Source organism: Terrisporobacter othiniensis (assembly GCF_000808015.1).
Taxonomy (GTDB): domain Bacteria; phylum Bacillota; class Clostridia; order Peptostreptococcales; family Peptostreptococcaceae; genus Terrisporobacter; species Terrisporobacter muris.
The window spans coordinates 78,324-96,485 of record NZ_JWHR01000099.1; the positions used below are offsets into that span (position 1 = coordinate 78,324).

18 protein-coding genes and 1 rRNA gene are annotated in these 18,162 nt (G+C 29.1%); all 19 read left to right on the forward strand.

All coding sequences use genetic code 11. From position 1 onward, the window contains the following. Positions 1-149: 149 nt before the first annotated feature. Positions 150-1,001, forward strand: coding sequence for a sporulation peptidase YabG (yabG, locus tag QX51_RS11295; protein WP_039680011.1), 852 nt, complete (start codon positions 150-152; stop codon positions 999-1,001). Between the two features lie 160 nt (positions 1,002-1,161). Beyond that, positions 1,162-1,440 (forward strand): Veg family protein, encoded by a 279-nt coding sequence (locus QX51_RS11300; RefSeq protein WP_039680012.1) that lies wholly within the window; start codon positions 1,162-1,164, stop codon positions 1,438-1,440. Between the two features lie 91 nt (positions 1,441-1,531). After that, a complete protein-coding gene (locus tag QX51_RS11305; protein ID WP_039680013.1) occupies positions 1,532-3,082 on the forward strand; it encodes a DUF3794 and LysM peptidoglycan-binding domain-containing protein in 1,551 nt (516 codons plus the stop codon). A 122-nt stretch (positions 3,083-3,204) separates the two neighbouring features. After that, positions 3,205-4,086 carry a 4-(cytidine 5'-diphospho)-2-C-methyl-D-erythritol kinase gene (ispE, locus tag QX51_RS11310; protein WP_039680014.1) on the forward strand — a complete coding sequence of 294 codons (882 nt, stop codon included), beginning with the start codon at positions 3,205-3,207 and terminating at the stop codon, positions 4,084-4,086. Further along, entirely contained in the window at positions 4,079-4,750 is a 672-nt protein-coding gene (locus QX51_RS11315; RefSeq protein WP_039680015.1) for a GntR family transcriptional regulator, read from the forward strand. Before ispE ends, QX51_RS11315 begins: the two co-directional genes overlap by 8 nt. A gap of 312 nt (positions 4,751-5,062) precedes the next feature. Beyond that, positions 5,063-5,719 (forward strand): stage II sporulation protein R, encoded by a 657-nt coding sequence (spoIIR, locus tag QX51_RS11320; protein ID WP_039680016.1) that lies wholly within the window; start codon positions 5,063-5,065, stop codon positions 5,717-5,719. A gap of 42 nt (positions 5,720-5,761) precedes the next feature. Beyond that, entirely contained in the window at positions 5,762-6,286 is a 525-nt protein-coding gene (locus QX51_RS11325) for a cell wall hydrolase (RefSeq protein WP_039680017.1), read from the forward strand. Positions 6,287-6,428: 142 nt separating this feature from the next. Next, positions 6,429-6,842, forward strand: coding sequence for a YwiB family protein (locus QX51_RS11330; RefSeq protein WP_039680018.1), 414 nt, complete (start codon positions 6,429-6,431; stop codon positions 6,840-6,842). A gap of 161 nt (positions 6,843-7,003) precedes the next feature. Then, the gene (gene tilS, locus QX51_RS11335; protein WP_039680019.1) at positions 7,004-8,389 is read left to right on the forward strand and encodes a tRNA lysidine(34) synthetase TilS; all 1,386 of its coding nucleotides are present in this window, start codon (positions 7,004-7,006) and stop codon (positions 8,387-8,389) included. A 32-nt stretch (positions 8,390-8,421) separates the two neighbouring features. Further along, positions 8,422-10,398: an ATP-dependent zinc metalloprotease FtsH gene (ftsH, locus tag QX51_RS11340; RefSeq protein ID WP_039680020.1), complete on the forward strand. Its 1,977-nt coding sequence runs from the start codon at positions 8,422-8,424 to the stop codon at positions 10,396-10,398. A 109-nt stretch (positions 10,399-10,507) separates the two neighbouring features. After that, positions 10,508-11,485, forward strand: coding sequence for a biotin--[acetyl-CoA-carboxylase] ligase (locus QX51_RS11345; protein ID WP_039680021.1), 978 nt, complete (start codon positions 10,508-10,510; stop codon positions 11,483-11,485). Further along, positions 11,478-12,446, forward strand: coding sequence for a P1 family peptidase (locus tag QX51_RS11350; protein ID WP_039680022.1), 969 nt, complete (start codon positions 11,478-11,480; stop codon positions 12,444-12,446). The genes QX51_RS11345 and QX51_RS11350 overlap by 8 nt, the downstream gene beginning before the upstream one ends. Before the next feature lie 210 nt (positions 12,447-12,656). Beyond that, entirely contained in the window at positions 12,657-13,259 is a 603-nt protein-coding gene (locus QX51_RS11355; RefSeq protein ID WP_039680023.1) for an ECF transporter S component, read from the forward strand. Positions 13,260-13,276: 17 nt separating this feature from the next. Next, positions 13,277-14,044 carry a type III pantothenate kinase gene (locus QX51_RS11360; protein ID WP_039680024.1) on the forward strand — a complete coding sequence of 256 codons (768 nt, stop codon included), beginning with the start codon at positions 13,277-13,279 and terminating at the stop codon, positions 14,042-14,044. A 173-nt stretch (positions 14,045-14,217) separates the two neighbouring features. Next, entirely contained in the window at positions 14,218-15,195 is a 978-nt protein-coding gene (gene dusB / locus QX51_RS11365; protein WP_039680025.1) for a tRNA dihydrouridine synthase DusB, read from the forward strand. A 97-nt stretch (positions 15,196-15,292) separates the two neighbouring features. After that, positions 15,293-15,769, forward strand: a complete 477-nt coding sequence (gene greA / locus QX51_RS11370; protein ID WP_039680026.1) for a transcription elongation factor GreA — start codon at positions 15,293-15,295, stop codon at positions 15,767-15,769. A gap of 51 nt (positions 15,770-15,820) precedes the next feature. Then, positions 15,821-17,341 carry a lysine--tRNA ligase gene (gene lysS / locus QX51_RS11375; protein ID WP_052233017.1) on the forward strand — a complete coding sequence of 507 codons (1,521 nt, stop codon included), beginning with the start codon at positions 15,821-15,823 and terminating at the stop codon, positions 17,339-17,341. 295 nt (positions 17,342-17,636) lie between these two features. Further along, a complete protein-coding gene (locus QX51_RS11380) occupies positions 17,637-17,822 on the forward strand; it encodes a hypothetical protein (RefSeq protein WP_039680027.1) in 186 nt (61 codons plus the stop codon). A gap of 266 nt (positions 17,823-18,088) precedes the next feature. After that, positions 18,089-18,162 (forward strand): 16S ribosomal RNA (locus QX51_RS11385); the annotation flags it as partial.

Sequence of the window (18,162 nt, forward strand, 5' to 3'; positions counted from 1 at the left end):
TTATATATTAGAAATTCTTATATATATATAAGAACATATTAATCTACTACTTTGTTATATTTTAACAAAATATGTTTTTTATCAACATATGAACAAAATATCTTCTAAAACATACTATAAATTAAAACCATATGTTAAGGAGGACAGCTATGAAAGAGGGAGATATAGTAGTTAGAAAATCTTATAACAGAGATATTATATTTAAGATAGTAGGATTTTCTAAGGACGAAAAAAATAAAAAAGTCGCCATATTAAAAGGTGTGGCTTTTAGATTAATGGCAGATGCATATTTAGAAGATTTGGAATTGGTGGAAGAAAGTGACACTAGGGGGATTTTAATAGATAAAAATGTTCAAAGTTTATTATATAGATCAGTAGTTAATGCAAGAGAAAGACAAAATTGGTATAGAGGAGCTCCTAAACTTCAGTCCAGTAGTAATGTGTATGGGATTCCTGGAAAGGTGCTCCAAATAGATGGAGACAAGGAGTATTTAAAAATATGTTTAGATGTTTATACTGAATTGGGAATACCAGCTGTTGGAGTAGCCATACCAGAAGCAAATCAGTATAAAGAAGTAAGATCACTTTTAGAAAAACACAAACCAGATATTTTGGTTATAACAGGACATGATGCTATTACATCTAAAAAGGGAAATTTAAAAGATATAAATAACTATAGAAATTCTTATAACTTTATAAAGTGTGTCAGAGAAGCTAGAAAATGGCAACCTGATTTTGATGGTCTAGTTATTTTTGCGGGTGCATGCCAATCTAATTATGAGCAAATAATAAGAGCGGGTGCAAACTACGCTAGCTCTCCAGGAAGAATAATGATACATGCCCTTGACCCTGTATTTATAGTTGAAAAAATTGCTTGTTCAAGAATTGATATGGTAGTACCAATAGAAGAAGTGATAGAACAAACAATAACAGGATATAAAGGTATAGGGGGGGCTGAAACTAGAGGGAAATTTAGATGGGCAATGCCAAGATTAATATAATTTTATATTAAAAACAAATTTTAATAAAATTATACTGTATTCTTAAAAAATACTATTGACAATTGATCTAAAAATATATAAAATAATTAGTTTAAAACATTTGACAAAGCCCTCTTTTTATGATATTATGTAAACATAGAAACTAAAAGAGGGTGATATTATGGCTACTGTTCAAACTTTAGATAATATAAGATTAAGTTTGGAAAAACATCTAGGTAAAAGAATAATATTAAAAGCAAATAAGGGAAGAAAACAAATTATGACCAAAAGGGGAATATTAGAAAATGTTTATCCTAGTGTTTTTATAGTAAAACTAGAAGCAAGTGGAAGTGGATATCAAAGAGTATCTTATAGTTACTCTGATTTATTAACAGAAAATGTAAAACTACAAGTTTTTAAAGAAAATAAGATAGAAGAAAATAAGTTAAGCGTAAGTTAAAATTATACCTATTAAATTAGGTGTAATTTTTTTTTGTTTCTTTAAATATAAATATAGTGTGATAGTTTATTTATATTTAGGAGGGACAAATATGGAACTAATTAAGGATATAATCAAAATAGATAGCAGAGTTGATTTTGGTAAGTATCAGACATTTATTGAATCAGAGACTGTTGTACCGGATGTTAAGTCAGACGTTTATGAAATTGTTGATACTCAAGGATACATAGCATTGAGTAAAATTGAGGTGTCAGATGGAAAACTTATATGTAGAGGAAGTTTTAATTACAATGTGATGTATATAGCAGATGATAAAAGTACTTTGTCTAATGTTTGCGGAAAAATAGACATCAATGAGGTTGTAGAAAAGGATAATATAGTTCAGGATATGGAGTATATGTTATATCCTGAAGTAGAACATGTTGATTGCACGATTTTAAATGAAAGAAAAATAAGAGTAGGAGCTCTTATGAATATTAAAGGTAGTTTATTTGAAAAACAAAGATTAGACATTGTAAAAGATGTTGCTCAGGTTGAATGTATTCAAAAACATAGAAAAGAAATAGTATACCAAGATATTATTGGAATAGAAAAAACAGAAAGTGTTATAAGAGATACTATAGCTATAAGTTCGGCAGAAGTAGCTGCAATAATAAACATTACACCTGTAGTTAAAGTTAAGGAAAGTAGAATAGCAGATAATAAAGTTATAATTGGTGGAGTTTTAGAAATTAGTCCTTTAGCATGTACTTGTGAGGGAGATATTGTAGAATTAGATAAGGTAGGTATTGATTTTACACAATTTATTGAAGTTCCAGGAGCTTTTGATGGAATGAAAGAAGAAACTCTACTAAACATAGGTGATTTTAATTATAATTTTAGAGACAATAGTGAAAGTAATACAGCTATGTTAGAAATAGAATGCACAGTATGCTGTAAGGTAAAAGTTACAGATGAAGTAACTAGAGAAGTATTACAAGATGCTTATTCTCCACAAAAAATTGTGAAGTTTGATCACAGATTAATAAGCTTAAATAAATCACTATATTCTGCATCAGAAAATTTCACAGTTAGAGAAACCTTAGGTACAGGTGACGATAATATACAAGTAAAAGATATAGTAAGTGTATGTACATCAATATCTATAGAAAATGCGTATGTAGAAGGTAACAAGAGTATAATTCAAGGAATAATAAAAGCAGTAATACTATTTGTACCAGTAGAAGGGGAAAAGATGATTTATAAATTATCAGAAGAAATACCTTTCGAAAATGATGTAGCTATCGAGAATTTGAGTGAAACTTGTTCAATATTTAATACAGTATGTATAGATAAAGTTGAGGCAGATTTAAATAGAGATGAAATAGATTTGGTAATAAAAGTAAAAAGATTTACAGAAGCTATAGATAAGAAATCAGAAAGCTTTATTATAAAAGGCGAAGATCAAGGTGAGTATGACCTTTCAACAGCTCCTAGCATAATAGTATATATTTGTAAGGATGGAGATAACCTTTGGGATATAGCCAAAAAATATAATACAACAGAAGAAGAAATTGCAGATGTAAATGAAATTAAGATGGATGAACCAATTAAGCCAGGAAAATGTTTGATTTTACAAAAAAAAGTTACAACTATAGATTAATAAATTGACAAGGATAATAAAATAATAGGGGATAAAACCCCTATTATTTTGTTTTTTGTAGTATAATAATTATAATTCGAGAATCCATTATACTAAATGCAACTATATACAAGGAGGATGAAATGAATTCTATAGAATTAAAAAGTAGAGCGAAGATTAATTTATCTATAGATGTATTAGGAAAAAGACAAGATGGATATCACTTAGTTGAAATGATAATGCAAACTATTGATTTATTTGATATTATAAAGATTTTTTCATTAAATGAAGATAAAATAATAATAAGCAGTAATAGTAAAGATATACCGACAGATAGTAGTAATATAGTATATAAAGCAGTCAATTTGATAAAACAAGAGTTTAGTATAAAAAGAGGTATAGAAATATATATAGAAAAGAATATCCCTGTTGCAGCTGGTATGGCAGGTGGAAGTAGTAATGCGGCGGCAGTTTTAGTAGGATTAAATAAACTATGGAATCTTGACTTAAGTAAAAATAAACTTAAGGAATTAGGTTTGCAATTAGGTGCTGATGTACCTTTTTGTATTGAGGGGGGAGCATCATTAGCTGAAAATATTGGAGAAAAGTTAACAAATATAGATGGTTTATCTCAGGGTGCATTTATTCTAGTATGTAAACCAGAATTATTTGTGTCTACAAAAGAAGTATATGAAGCTATAGACTCTAAAATTATTGAAAAAAGGCCAGATAATAAATTGTTAATACAATTATTAAAAGAAAATAAAATAGAGTTGTTATCAAAAAATATGTATAATGTCTTAGAATCAGTTACTAAGGAAAAATATCCTGTTATTAAAGAGATAGAAGAAATCATGCTTAATAACAAGGCCTTAGGGGCTATGATGAGTGGAAGTGGACCAACAGTTTTTGGATTATATAACAATAAAGTTGATGCAGAAAAATGTAAAAAAATTCTACTAGAAAACTTCAAACAAGTATACCTAGTTAAAAGCCATAAAAAGGGGGTTGAAATAAATGGATAGTTTAACAAAAATAAATTTAGATAACTATAAGCCATTAAGAGATGTAGTATTTGAAAATCTAAGAACAGCTATCTTAGAAGGGGATTTGAAAGCGGGCCAAAGACTTATGGAAGTTCAATTGGCAGAGCAATTAGGGGTAAGTAGAACTCCAATAAGAGAAGCTATTAGAAAACTGGAGTTAGAAGGTTTAGTAGTTATGTTACCAAGAAAGGGCGCTTATGTTGCTAATATGTCATTTAAGGATTTAATTGATGTACTAGAAATAAGATCTAGCTTAGAAGGGTTAGCAGCATCTCTGGCAGCAGAAAGACTAAGAGAAGAAGATATTTCAGATCTAGAAAGAGTAGCAAAAGAATTTGAAAAAAGTGTAAGAGAAGCAGATATCGACAATGTATTAAAAAAAGATGTAGAGTTTCATGAGAAGATATTTTTAATGGCTAATAATAAAAAACTATATCAACTAATAACTTCTTTATGGGAACAAGTACATAGGTTCAGAGTGACATATGTTTCAAATTATGATGCATCATTAAGTTTAGTAGATGAACATAATAGAATATTAGAAGCTATTAAATCAGGGGATTGTGAGTTAGCTAAGAAATATGCAACAGAACATATAGAAATAGCAGAACAGTTTTTTATGGAAAATACAATAAATAGTTAAATTGAAAATGGGAATTATATTTGAAAGAAGGCTTAGCCTTCTTTTTTTATTGTAAAGATTTTATATTTTATTTTATTTTTGGATACAATAAAACGAAATATAAAATTGAATTAATAGAGAAATTGACATAAGTTGTAAGTAGTCAGTAGTATGAAGTTAAGAGTTACATATTGGATTAAATGACGCAAAATTTTTATATTTAGAAACTAAAATTAAGGATTATTACTCAATATATGGCAAAGCAAATTTTTGTATAAAAAAATAATAAATGGATACACTCAAATTATAAATGAATTTTTGAGGGGGATTATTATGAAAGTGAAAAATATAAAAAAAAGAATATATATATTGATTGGTATTTTGATTACTATATTATCAGTAACTACTTTAATAATATCAAAAGAAATAAATAAAATAGAAGCTTGCACTTATGATTATAAAGAAAAATTAATAAGATTTCATGTTATAGCAAATAGTGATACAGATGAAGACCAAGAATTAAAATTAAAAGTTAGAGATGCGGTTATAGCTTATTTACAACCAAAGCTTGAAAACTCTAAATCAATAGAAGAAAGTGAAGCAATTATAAAAGGTGAATATGAGAACTTAGAAAATATAAGCAAGAAGGTTATATGCGATAATGGATATAACTATAATGTTAACATTGGGTTACAGTATAGTGATTTTCCTGCAAAACAATACTCAAGTGTAGTATTACCGGCAGGTAAATACAAAGCTTTAAAGATCATAATAGGAGAAGGTAAAGGAAAGAACTGGTGGTGTGTAATGTTTCCTCCTCTTTGCTTCGTAGATGACCAAAACGGAGTAATAGATGAGAAAACTGATAAAAAACTGAAAGAAATATTAACACCACAAGAGTATGAATTAATAATGGCAAAAAATAAAACTGAGGTAAATAATTTAAAATTTAAATTTAAAATAACTGAAGTATTTCAATGCTTATTTTAATTTAAAATAAAGAATAAAAAATAAAAAGGAGTGACTTTAACTATGGATAGGTGCTATAAAACCCTTATAGTATCACTATTAGTTTTAGGCAATGTATTTGTACCTATAAAACAAATATATGCACTAGAATATTACTATTTAGACAATGAAACAGAAGATTGTTTTGTACAAGTGCAAGAACAAGAGGATAAAAAAGAAGCAGTTATAAATCTTAATGATGAAGAAATAATGTTATTATCAAAATTAGTAGCAGGAGAAGCTAGAGGTGAAAGCTATGAAGGTCAAGTTGCTGTAGCAGCAGTTGTAATCAATAGAGTGAAGGATTCTAGATTTCCAAACTCTCTAGAAGGGGTTATATATCAAAAGAATGCATTTTCTGTAGTGAAAAATGGAACTATATATACAGAGCCCACAAGCTCTACATATAGAGCGGCTCAGGAAGCACTATATGGAAATGATCCAACTAATAATGCAATATACTTTTGGAATCCTGATATATCTACATGTAGCTGGATAAACACATTAAATCCTTACTTAAGAATAGGGAATCATGTTTTTGCTAAATAATATATAATTTTAAATAAAAAAAGTAAAGGAGTTTTTACTCCTTTATTTTTTTTATAAAATAAATTATAATTATCATTTAGATAGCAAAATATAAAACTAAATGTTTTACTTATAAAAGCCATATTTAGAAGGAGGCAATGTATTGGAGGTTAAAATCAATATCCAAACTATTCAATATAATGAATATGGAGAACGAAATGTAATAAAAGTAAAGGCTACAGGAACTTTATATGAAAAGAAAGATAATACCTATGTACTTTACAAAGAAAAAGAAGATGGCAAAGAAACGACAACATCTATTAAAATTGAAAGTAACAAGGTAACAATAAAAAGATTTGGTGAGATAAATTCAACTATGATTTTTAAAACAAATCAGACTATTAATTCTAATTATGCAACACCACAGGGTATGTTTGTTGTAGAGACAAAAACTACAAAGCTAAATATAGAAAATAAAGAAGATATTATCATTGATATAGATTATGATATACAAATAATGGATATGTTTAGAGGTCGTAATATAATAAAAATAAATATTTATAACTATAGTGTTTAAAAAAATTCTTTAAAAATAGGATAAATATAAACAAGGATTTGAAGTTTTTTTATAGAAAATAGTACTAGTAGTTAAGAATTTCATCAATTAAAAATTTGATAGAACTAAGTAAGGCAATTAAATTAATCATTGATAAAATTAATTGTAATGAGGTATAAAATATGATATTTGAGAAAACGCTAAGTACGATAAAAAAATACAACTTAATAGAAAATGGAGATAAAATTGTGTTAGGTCTTTCTGGAGGCCCTGATTCAGTTTGTTTATTACATATATTAAATAGATTGAAAGAAGTTTTAGATATAGAAGTCTATGCAGCACATTTAAATCATGAAATAAGAGGAATGGAAGCTCAAAAAGATGCTTTATATGTTTCTCAGCTATGTGAAAGTTTAGGAATAACTTTTTTTGTTAAATCTATAAATGTTCCTCAATACTGTAAGGATAATAAGTTGTCATTAGAAGAAGGAGCAAGAAAATTAAGATATGAAATGTTCTTTGAAATAAAAGAAAAATTAAATGCAAATAAAATAGCTATAGCTCATAATATGAATGATCAAGCTGAAACCGTTTTAATGCGTATGATGAGGGGTACAGGCTTACAAGGATTAAAGGGTATAGACTACATAAGAGATGACATTATAATTAGACCTATTTTAGAAATTGAAAGATCTGAAATAGAAGCTTATTGCGAAGAACATAAATTAGATCCTAGGCTAGATGCTACAAATCTAGAAAGCATATATACAAGGAACAAAATTAGGCTAGAACTTATTCCATATATGAAGGATAATTTTAATTCTAATATAATAGAATCCATAGTGAGAATGAGTAATAGTTTAAGAAATGATAATGATTTTATAGAAGAAGAAGCTTTTAAGAAATTTAAAGAAGTAGCTTTTATAAATGGGTACAATTTAGAAATTAAGTTAGATAAATATAGAAATTTACATAAGTCATTAAAAAGTAGAATTATCAGGAATGGAATAAAATATGTTTTAGGAGATACAAATTTTATTGACCAAAAACATATAGAAGAAGTTATAGAACTAGAAGGGGAAAATAAAATTGATAAAAAAATAATTCTTCCAAGAGGATTATTTGTTTATAGACAAAAAAATAAGTTAGTATTTACAACAAAAGAAATTGTATTTAAAGAAATAGAATTTTCTTATAAAATACCTAAAAATGGGTTTGTCAAAATACATGAAGCTAATGTAATTATTGAAACTGAAACGATGCCTATAAATAGGTATAAGGCTTTGAAAAGAGATAAATCATTAAAATGGTTTGATTGTAATAAAATTAAAGGGGGGATAGTAGTAAGAAGTAGAAAGCCAGGGGATAAAATAAAGCTTTCTATGGGAAGTAAAAAATTAAAAGAATTATTCATAGATTTAAAAATTCCAAAAGAAGAAAGAGGTAAGGTTCCAGTAATACAAGATGATAATGGAATTTTATGTGTTGGAAGTTTTAGAAATAGTGAAGCATATAAGGTTGATGAAACTACAAAAGAAGTCTTAAAGATTTGCTTTAAGAAAATTTAGAATGAAAACAACTTATGAAAGGAGGGCTTCTTTTGAACAAATTTTTAAAAGGAGCAGGTTTTTATCTGTTACTATTTATGATAATAATTGGAATAGTCCAATTCTCTGGTACTCAAACTACTAAGATTGAAGAGTTAAAGTTTTCTGAAGTTTATAAAAATTTAATGGAAGAAAATATATCAAAAATACACTTTGTTGATGGAACTTCTGTGAAAGGAACAATAAAAGACTCAAATAAGGAGTTCACATCATATATACCAAATGAAGTATTAGGAGATAAACTAGCAAATGAAATATTAGATCAAACAGTAGAAAATAAATTAGTATTTGATGGTGAGGCAAAACCACAAACGCCTTGGTTTGTAAGTATGCTACCAACTGTTCTTCTGATTGGATTTATGATTATAATATGGTTTGTTTTTATGAATCAGTCTCAAGGTGGAGGCGGAAAGGTTATGAGCTTTGGAAAATCCAAAGCAAGAGTTCATAAAGATGACGAAAAAACAAGAGTCACATTCAAGGATGTGGCGGGACTGTCGGAAGAAAAAGAAGATCTGCAGGAAGTTGTTGATTTCCTAAAGAACCCCAAGAGGTATATTAATTTAGGTGCTAGAATTCCAAAAGGTATACTAATGGTTGGTCCTCCAGGGACAGGAAAAACATATTTATCAAGAGCCGTTGCAGGAGAGGCTGGGGTGCCATTTTTCAGCATAAGTGGTTCTGACTTCGTTGAAATGTTCGTAGGTGTTGGAGCATCAAGAGTAAGAGACTTATTTGAGCAAGCAAAGAAAAGTGCACCTGCAATAATATTTATAGATGAAATAGATGCCGTTGGTAGAAAAAGAGGAGCTGGACTTGGTGGAGGACATGATGAAAGAGAACAAACTCTTAACCAACTTCTAGTAGAGATGGATGGTTTTGGCGTTAATCAAGGAATAATCATTATGGCTGCTACAAATAGACCAGATATCCTAGACCCAGCATTACTTAGACCAGGTAGATTTGACAGAGAAGTAGTGGTTGGTGTACCAGATGTTAGAGGTAGAGAGGCTATATTTGAAGTTCATTCAAAAAATAAACCTTTAGCAAAAGATGTAAACAAAGAAGTATTAGCTAAGAGAACTCCAGGATTTACTCCTGCGGATATAGAGAATATAATGAATGAGGCTGCAATATTAACAGCTAGAAAAAGAGAAAAAGAAATTCATATGGATACTATAGAAGAAGCTATAACAAAAGTTATGGTTGGTGTAGCTAAAAAATCTAGAGTTATCAGTGATAAAGATAGAAAGCTTACAGCTTATCATGAGGCAGGTCATGCTATTTGTATGAATATACTTCCAAATATAAGTCCGGTTCACCAAGTTACTATAATACCAAGAGGTAGAGCTGGTGGATTTACGGAGCCTCTTCCACAAGAAGATCAAATGTATGGTACTAAAAATGAAATGTTAGAAACTATAGTTATGGCACTTGGTGGTAGGGTTGCAGAAGAATTGATAATGGATGATATTTCAACAGGAGCATCTAACGACTTAGAAAGAGTTACAGCAATAGCCAGAGCTATGGTAACAAAATATGGTATGAGTGAAAAAATGGGTCCTATGGTATACGGAGACAGTGATGACGAGGTATTCTTAGGAAATAGCATAACTACTAAGAAAAACTACTCAGAAGAAATAGCTTATGAGATAGATAAAGAAGTTAGAGAAATAGTTGAAAATGCGTATGCAGAGTGTAAACGAATATTAAAAGAAAATATGGATAAATTACACTATGTTGCAAAAGGATTATTGCTATATGAAACATTAGATTCAGAGCAATTCATGCAAGCATTTAATGAAGAATTATCATTAGATGAAAAAGATGTATTTGCGAAAAAAGAAGAATCAAAAGTTGTTATTGATATAGAAGAAGATATACAAGAAGAATCTAATGAGGAAGAAAAAAATAATTTGAACAACTCGAAATTAGATGAGTTTAAATTACCAGAAGATGATAATAAATAATTTAACATAGAAAAACAGGACTTTTATTAAAGTCCTGTTTTTTATTTATATATATAATAATTAGTGTATAATTAACTTTATAAAAAAGGAAAAATAATAGAGGTGAAGTATGAGGGATAAAATAATAAAAGTTATTTTAGATAGTGGTGAAGATTTTGTATCAGGAGAAGAATTATCAAAGCAGTTAGGTATATCTAGAACGGCTATTTGGAAACATATTAATATTTTACGAGAAGAAGGATACGATATAGAATCTGTTAATAAAAAAGGTTATAGATTGATAAGTTCACCTAAGGATTTATTAAATCCTCAAAACATTTATCATAACCTAAGAACAGAAATTATAGGTAAGAATATAATTCATCTCGAATGTGTAGATTCGACTAATGATTATTTGAAGAAAATAGGAAATGGTGTTCAAGAAGGAACTGTAGTTATAAGTGAAGAACAAACGAAAGGTAAGGGAAGGCTAGGTAGAAACTGGCAGTCTAAGTCTAAGGAAGGAATATGGATGAGTATAATACTTAAACCAGAGATTATACCATATAAAGCCCCTTTTATAACTTTAATAGCAGGAGCAGCAATAGTAAAAGCATTAAATAATTTACAAGTTCCTGCAAAGGTTAAATGGCCAAATGATATTATTATAAATAATAAAAAAGTAAGTGGGATATTAACAGAGTTATCTGCTGAAATTGAAAGAGTTAATTATGTGGTAGTTGGAATAGGTATGAATGTTAAAAATTTAGACTTTGATAAAGAACTAGAAGAAAAAGCAACATCTTTATATAAAGAAAATTACTGTATATCAAGGGTTGAGGTAATATCACAAGTTCTTTATGAGTTTGAAAAATTATATAAGGATTATATTGAAAATAATTATAAAGAAGAAACTCTAAGAATCTGTAGAGAATACTCTGCAATAATAAATAAAGATGTATATATAATTAAAGGTGATGAAAAAGAATTGGTTAAATGTATTGATATAAGCAATGAAGGAAATTTAATTGTAAGAGATGGCAATAATAATGTACAAGAAATTTTGTCAGGTGAAGTTTCAATAAGAGGAGTTAAAGGATATGTATAATAACATTTTAGACGTAAAAGGGCTAAAGGTTGGACAAGTAGAAAATAAAGAGGCTTTAACAGGTTGTACTGTTGTAATATGTGAAGATGGTGCAACTTGTGGTGTTGATGTTAGGGGATCAGCACCAGGAACGAGAGAAACTGATTTGTTGGATCCAATAAACTCAGTTCAAAAAGTTCATGCAGTAGTATTATCTGGAGGTTCTGCTTTTGGACTGGAATCTACATGTGGAGTAAGCAAATACTTAGAAGAAAAAAATATAGGTTTTGATGTTGGAGTTTGTAAAGTACCTATTGTAACAGGAGCTGTATTATTTGACTTAGGAGTAGGAGATTATAAAGTAAGACCTGATAAAGAAATGGGATATAGAGCTTGCTTGAATGCTAGTGAAACTGAATTAAAGCAAGGTAATTATGGTGCTGGATGTGGAGCAACTGTAGGAAAAGTAAAAGGTTTGGACTATGTAACAAAAGGTGGCATAGGAAGTTATTCGATTAAGCTTGACAATGGGGTAGTAGTATCAGCTTTAATAGCAGTTAATGCTTTTGGAGATATATATGAAAATGGAAAAGTAATAGCAGGAGTACTAAATGATGATAAGACAAAGTTACTAAATACTTATGAAATAATGAAATCTGGATTTATGAAGGGTGGATTTAAAATAGATAACACAACTATAGGTATAGTTGCTACTAATGCAAAACTAACAAAGGCACAATGTAAAAAGATGTCCCAAATGGCCCATGATGGATATGCAAAATCAATATTTCCTATACATACTCCTCATGATGGAGATACAATATTTACTATGTCAACGGGAGAAATAGATGTTGATTCAGATATTACTTTATTAGGATGCTTAGCAGCAGAAGTAGTAGAAAAAAGTATTATAAATGCTGTAAAAAATGCAAAATCTATAAAAAATATTATTTCTTATAATGAATTAGAAAATAACAAATAATAATATAAGATAAAAAAGTTACCTTATATATGTTTATAATATTGTTGACAATACAAAAAGTCACTGTTAAAATTGTCTTGTTATATAGCTGACATCTTCTTAATGAAGAGTCTGACTTGGTTGACATTTAAGAGTCGCAAAAGTCAAAACTAAATAAAACTAAAATAGTCCGGCATCTTTTAAGAGCTGGAACGGGGGTGTATTTTTATTATGATTAACACACGAACATCAGCACAAAGAAGGCTGAATGTAAGAAAGATGACTGTAATAGGAGTGCTATCTGCAATTTCTATTATGATGTCAATGTTACCATTTATAGGTTATATACCTATCGGGCCAATCAAAGCAACTATAATGCATATACCAGTTATTATAGGAGCAATTATAGAAGGTCCAGTAGTAGGAGCGATAATAGGGTTGATATTTGGATTAACAAGTTTGTGGAATGCAATAACGCAACCAGTAGTATTATCACCATTGTTTTATAATCCACTAGTATCTGTACTTCCTAGGATATTAATAGGAATAGTAGCTTATTACGTATATCAAGGTGTATATAAAGTAAGTAAAAAAGTATATGCATCAGGATTTATAGCAGGTATAATAGGATCTCTTGCTAATACAGCTGGTGTTTTAGGTATGATTTATATACTATATGCAGATAAATACCTAGCACTTATTGAACAACAAGGCTCAAGTGCAGCGAAACTATTACTTGGAGTTGTTTTAACAAGTGGAGTACCAGAAGCTTTAGTTGCAGGATTAATAGTATCTGCAGTATCAGTGGCATTAATTAGAAAAGGCAAAAAATAGAAGGAAGGTTTAAGTATATGCTATTAGTATTTGATGTAGGAAATACAAATATGGTTATAGGTGTATATAAAGGAAAAACTTTAGTAAAAGACTGGAGAATATGTACAGATATACACAAAACATCTGATGAATATGGAATGTTAATAAGTAATTTATTAACTTATGATAAAATAGATTTAAAATCAATTGATGACGTAATAATATCTTCAGTTGTCCCAAATGTAATGCATGCTTTAGAGAACTTTTGTATAAAGTATTGCGAAAAGAAGCCTATGATAGTAGGTCCTGGAATAAAAACAGGACTAAATATAAAATATGACAATCCTAAACAAGTAGGGGCAGATAGGATAGTAAACGCTGTAGCTGCAATAGAAAAATACGGAAGTCCACTTATAATAGTAGACTTTGGAACCGCTACTACATTCTGTGCAATATCTGAAAAATCAGAGTATCTAGGTGGAACAATATGTCCAGGTCTTAAAATATCAAGTGAAGCATTGTTTAATGGTGCAGCAAAACTTCCTAGAGTTGAACTTGTTAAGCCAGGAAAGACTATTTGTAAAACTACAGTAGAAGCCATGCAATCAGGAATAATATATGGGTATGTTGGACAGGTAGAAAAAATAATATCAATAATGAAAAAAGAATTATGTAGCGAAGACGTAAAGGTTATAGCTACAGGAGGATTATCTTCTCTTATTCATTCAGAAACTGATAGCATAGACTGTGTAGATAGATTCTTAACTCTAGAAGGGTTAAGATTAATATATGAAAAAAATAAATAAAAATTATTGAGGAATTGGTTAAATCCAATTCCTTTTTAATATGTAAAAATAATACAATACAAAATAATAATAGTATATTTTGAGAATTTGTAATAATATATTTAGAGTAGTTAATTAAAATTTGAAAAAATGTTAATCATTATAAATAATTCATAATTTAAAGGAGACAGAAGATGAAAATAGGTAACGTCCAATTAGATAATGAAGTTTTTTTATCTCCTATGGCAGGTGTAACAGACTTACCTTTTAGAACTATATGTAAGGAAAAAGGATGTGGCATGCTTTATACGGAAATGATAAATGCAAAAGCTCTTTGTTATGATGATGAAAATACTAAGAAGATGCTAAAAATGGAAAAGGATGAACATCCAGTAGCAGTTCAGATATTTGGATCAGATCCAGACTTTATGGGAAAAGCTGCATCTATAATGAATCAATATCCTAATGAAATACTTGATATAAATATGGGTTGCCCAGCTCCTAAAGTCGTTAAAAATGGAGATGGATCTGCATTAATGAGAAATCCTAAGCTAGCAGCAGAAGTTTTAAGTGCAGTAGTTAAAAACTCAGAAAAACCAGTTACTTTAAAGATAAGAAAAGGTTGGGATGATGATTGTATAAATGCAGTTGAAATCGCAAAGATTGCAGAAGAATGTGGGATAAGTGCCCTAGCTATACATGGTAGAACTAGAGAACAATTTTATTCTGGTAAAGCCGATTGGGATATAATATCTGAAATAAAACAAGCTATAAATATACCTGTAATAGGTAATGGTGATGTATTTGAAGTTCAAGATGCAGTAAATATGCTAGAAAAAACTAAATGTGATGCTATAATGATTGGTAGGGGCTCACAGGGTAACCCTTGGATATTTAAAAGAATAAATCATTATATGAAAACAGGAGAGGTATTACCTGAACCAACATTGGAAGAAAAAATAACTACAGCCATAAGGCACATGAACTTAGCAGTAGCTGAACATGGAGATTATGTTGCAGTAAGAGAAATGAGAAAACATATAGGTTGGTATTTAAAAGGTTTAAAAAATTCTGCTAAATATAGAGATCAAATTAATAAAATAACAGATTATAAAGAAGTAATTATTATGTTAGAAGAGTACATGCAACACTCCTTGACACAAATAGGATAGTGACTTATAATATAGCGCATAATAAATCAATAGGAATAAATGTAAAATGTGTTGAATAAGCATGTTTTAAAAATATATAGAAGGAGTTGTAGGGGTTATGGTAGAAAAACAAGAGATACTTACACAAGAAGGTTACAACAAAATAGAAGAAGAAGTAGAGTACCTAAAAACAGTTAAAAGAAAAGAAGTTGCAGAAAGAATAAAAGTAGCCATTTCATTTGGAGACTTATCGGAAAATGCTGAATACGATGAAGCTAAAAATGAGCAAGCTCAAGTTGAAGAAAGAATAGTTAAATTAGAAAATATGTTAAGAAAAGCTGTTATAATAGATGAGAGTCAAATAGACAGTACTATAGTAACAGTTGGATCAACAGTAAAAGTTTATGATACTGATTTTGATGAAGAAGTAGAATATACAATAGTAGGTTCTGCAGAAGCTGATCCATACAATGGAAAAATATCAAATGAATCACCAGTAGGAAAAGCGTTCATAGGAAAGCAAAAAGACGATGAAGTAGAGATTCAAGTTCCAAATGGTGTTGTAATATACAAAATACTAGACATAAAAAGATAAGTTAAAATATAACTTAAGAAAATTTAATAAGAGTAAACTTGGAGGAAAAAAATGAATAAAGATCAACAAAATGTGATTGATAACCAAGAAGACCTTACAGAAGTGCTTAAAGTAAGAAGAGAAAAGTTATCTAAATTACAAGAGATGGGAAGAGACCCATTTGTTCAAAGTAGATATGATAGAACTAATTATTCTATGGATATAAAAAATAACTTTGAAGAAATGGAAGGAAAAGTTGTTAAAATAGCTGGACGTATAATGAGTAAGAGGCTTCAAGGTAAAGCAGGATTTATAGATATCCAAGACCAAGAAGGTAGAATACAATGTTACGTAAGAAAAGATAGAATAGGTGAAGAAGAATATGATCTTTTCAAAACTTATGATATAGGAGATATCATAGGTTTAGAAGGCGAAGTTTTCAAAACTAAAAAAGAAGAAATATCAGTAAAAGCTACTGCTGTAATTTTATTATCTAAATCACTACAAGTATTACCAGAAAAATATCATGGGTTAAAAGACCAAGATATCAGATATAGACAAAGATATGTTGACTTAATAGTTAATCCAGAAGTTAAAGATGCTTTCTTAACAAGAACAAAAGCATTAAAAGCATTAAGAAGTTACTTAGATCAAAGAGGATTCTTAGAAGTTGAAACTCCAATATTAAATACTATTGCTGGTGGAGCTAATGCTAGACCATTTGTTACACACCACAATACATTAGATATACCTATGTACTTAAGAATAGCAAATGAATTATACCTAAAAAGATTAATAGTAGGTGGATTTGACAAAGTATATGAAATGGGTAGAATGTTTAGAAACGAAGGTATGTCTATTAAACATAATCCAGAATATACTGCTATGGAATTATATCAAGCTTATGCTGATTATGAAGATATGATGAGAATAACTGAAGAATTAATATCTCATATGGCAGAAGTAGCTACAGGAAGTACAGTTGTAAATTACCAAGGAACTGAAATAGATTTCAAACCACCTTGGAGAAGAATGACTATGATAGAATGTGTTAAAGAATACACTGGTGTTGACTTTGACACAATAGATACAGATGAAGAAGCTTTAGCAATAGCTAGAGAAAAAGGAATAGAAATAATTCCTGGAATGAGAAGAGGAGAAGTTATAAATGCATTCTTCGAAGAATTTGGTGAAGATAAATTAATACAACCAACATTTATAACTCATCATCCAGTTGAGGTATCGCCTCTTGCTAAAAGAAATGCTGAGGATCCAAGAAAAACTGATAGATTCGAAGCTTTTGCAAATAAATGGGAATTAGCTAATGCATTCTCTGAACTTAATGACCCAATCGACCAAAAAGCAAGATTTATGGATCAAATGAGAAAGAAAGAGTTAGGTGATGACGAAGCTTGTGATATGGACGAAGACTTCATAAATGCATTAGAAGTAGGCTTACCTCCAACAGGTGGACTTGGAATAGGTATAGATAGAGTTATGATGTTACTTACTAACTCAGCGTCAATAAGAGACGTAATATTATTCCCAACTATGAAGCCAATAGATCAAAATAAAAATCAAATAGAAGAATAATTTTAATGTAAAAGCTCATATTTATTAACTTTTATTAGTTATATAAATATGAGCTTTTTATTATGCATAAATTTTGTACTAAATATAACTATTTTTATCACAAAAATTAATTATTATATCAACAGTAAAACATAAAAAATATGAACAAAAAATGTTGTTAGCTAATTTAAAATGATAAAAAAGACAAAATGCTATTTTATTATGAAAATAATAAAGGAAAAAATAATAAAGGAAAAAATAATAAGCACTTAGAAATAAATATAAAAATTAATGTTATACGAAAGGGGCAATGAAAATGAACCAAATTATGTCATGGGTATGTCTTATAAGTATATGCTTTTTATCTTTCCAAGTGATGATTTTTATATGTGAGGATATATTTAAACTATTTAATAAAGTGAGTTTTAATAATAAAAAGAATAATAAAAAACCAGCAAGTGCAAGTAATGCATATGTTTATAAAAATAAAATAGCAAAATAAATAAGAAAACTGTTGACCAATTGCTTTGTAGATGATATAGTATTACTTGTCCTTAAGACGAGGGCAAAAGGTCAACAAAGTTTATTAAAAAAAGTGGTTGACAAAGAAAAACAGCTTTGGTAAAATAAAGAAGCTGAAACAAGCAAAGAACTTTGAAAATTAAACAGTAGGTTAACAATAAATTAATTCTTTAAGAATTAAACTGAAACAACAAACAAACCAAGCCAGATATTCAGATAATGATTAGTCTGAGCAATGGACAACTTTTTTATGAGAGTTTGATCCTGGCTCAGGATGAACGCTGGCGGCGTGCCTAACACATGCAAGTCGAGCGATTCTC

Excerpts from the sequence above, each read along its gene's own strand:
- QX51_RS11325 (WP_039680017.1), top strand. The coding sequence starts at position 5,762 with ATGGATAGGTGCTATAAAACCCTTATAGTATCACTATTAGTTTTAGGC.
- QX51_RS11345 (WP_039680021.1), top strand. The coding sequence starts at position 10,508 with ATGAGGGATAAAATAATAAAAGTTATTTTAGATAGTGGTGAAGATTTT.
- greA (WP_039680026.1), top strand. The coding sequence starts at position 15,293 with ATGGTAGAAAAACAAGAGATACTTACACAAGAAGGTTACAACAAAATA.
- tilS (WP_039680019.1), top strand. The coding sequence starts at position 7,004 with ATGATATTTGAGAAAACGCTAAGTACGATAAAAAAATACAACTTAATA.
- ispE (WP_039680014.1), top strand. The coding sequence starts at position 3,205 with ATGAATTCTATAGAATTAAAAAGTAGAGCGAAGATTAATTTATCTATA.
- QX51_RS11305 (WP_039680013.1), top strand. The coding sequence starts at position 1,532 with ATGGAACTAATTAAGGATATAATCAAAATAGATAGCAGAGTTGATTTT.
- lysS (WP_052233017.1), top strand. The coding sequence starts at position 15,821 with ATGAATAAAGATCAACAAAATGTGATTGATAACCAAGAAGACCTTACA.
- QX51_RS11355 (WP_039680023.1), top strand. The coding sequence starts at position 12,657 with ATGATTAACACACGAACATCAGCACAAAGAAGGCTGAATGTAAGAAAG.
- spoIIR (WP_039680016.1), top strand. The coding sequence starts at position 5,063 with ATGAAAGTGAAAAATATAAAAAAAAGAATATATATATTGATTGGTATT.
- QX51_RS11380 (WP_039680027.1), top strand. The coding sequence starts at position 17,637 with ATGAACCAAATTATGTCATGGGTATGTCTTATAAGTATATGCTTTTTA.
- QX51_RS11360 (WP_039680024.1), top strand. The coding sequence starts at position 13,277 with ATGCTATTAGTATTTGATGTAGGAAATACAAATATGGTTATAGGTGTA.
- QX51_RS11350 (WP_039680022.1), top strand. The coding sequence starts at position 11,478 with ATGTATAATAACATTTTAGACGTAAAAGGGCTAAAGGTTGGACAAGTA.
- QX51_RS11300 (WP_039680012.1), top strand. The coding sequence starts at position 1,162 with ATGGCTACTGTTCAAACTTTAGATAATATAAGATTAAGTTTGGAAAAA.
- dusB (WP_039680025.1), top strand. The coding sequence starts at position 14,218 with ATGAAAATAGGTAACGTCCAATTAGATAATGAAGTTTTTTTATCTCCT.
- QX51_RS11315 (WP_039680015.1), top strand. The coding sequence starts at position 4,079 with ATGGATAGTTTAACAAAAATAAATTTAGATAACTATAAGCCATTAAGA.
- yabG (WP_039680011.1), top strand. The coding sequence starts at position 150 with ATGAAAGAGGGAGATATAGTAGTTAGAAAATCTTATAACAGAGATATT.